At 43.2% G+C, this 813-nt stretch carries 1 protein-coding gene and 1 pseudogene; one reads left to right on the top strand and one right to left on the bottom strand.

Annotated features, from left to right (window positions below; genetic code table 11):
- Positions 1 to 442, bottom strand: a 442-nt coding sequence (locus tag R7190_RS26670; protein WP_318137771.1) for a molybdopterin-binding protein, incomplete at its 3' end; no start/stop codon positions are given.
- Positions 443 to 639: 197 nt separating this feature from the next.
- Between R7190_RS26670 and R7190_RS26665 the strand changes: the two are divergent.
- A pseudogene (locus tag R7190_RS26665) lies at positions 640 to 813 on the top strand (DUF3943 domain-containing protein); the annotation flags it as partial.

Raw genomic sequence — 813 nt, 5'->3', positions numbered from 1 at the left:
AATAAAAAATCGCGTCATTGATCAGCATTTTAAAGCCACATGCCGTGCCAATAGGATTGTCTAAAATTTCTGCGACTTCAGGTAGCATGGCTTGTTTTAAATTGCTATCAGGCATAGGAATACCACGCAGAGCATACATGCTCTCCAGTTGCTCTAGCCATTCTTTAAACAATACCAGTTTGCACTCAGCCGCTTTCGCTGCCGCTGCGGCGCTCATGTCGTCGGTCGTTGGCCCCAATCCACCGTTAACAATGACTACGTCATTGTTGAAGCTCAGCATTAAAAACTCTTCGATTAAGCTCGACTGCTTGTCTCCCACAGTGGATCGTTTGGTTAAACCAAACCCATGCTGATAAAACAAACTCGACAGCCACGCCGCGTTAGTATCAACAATATCTCCGTGAAGCACTTCCTCACCAGTACTTAGCATTGCAATTTTCACAACTGACTCCTGAACATAAGCACAATTCTATTTCTATACGGAGCACTTATATCGTTTTCTTTTTATCAGACTAATCGCTTAGTCAATTTGTTGGGATTAAATTAAGGTCAAGTATTTAAATGGGTTTTCTTTTAAGGGATAATTGTGAGCCCGATCATCAAACCATTAACTCGGAGACCTTTGTGTCAAAATCATCCATGTTCAAGAAGACTCTCGCAGGACTCTTACTGACGACGTCGGCCGTTGCTAACGCGAGCCAGTACGATATGAGCCGCCACTCAGAGTTTTCTTACACGCCTGATTGTATGTCAGGTTACTGCGAAACAACCAATCTGTACACCTTCGAATCTCAAAATCGCAGTCTTGCTTTT

This window comes from Vibrio sp. 1078-1, assembly GCF_033340475.1.
Note: the sequence above shows the minus strand (reverse complement) of the source record. Positions and strands in the feature narration are given on the sequence as shown.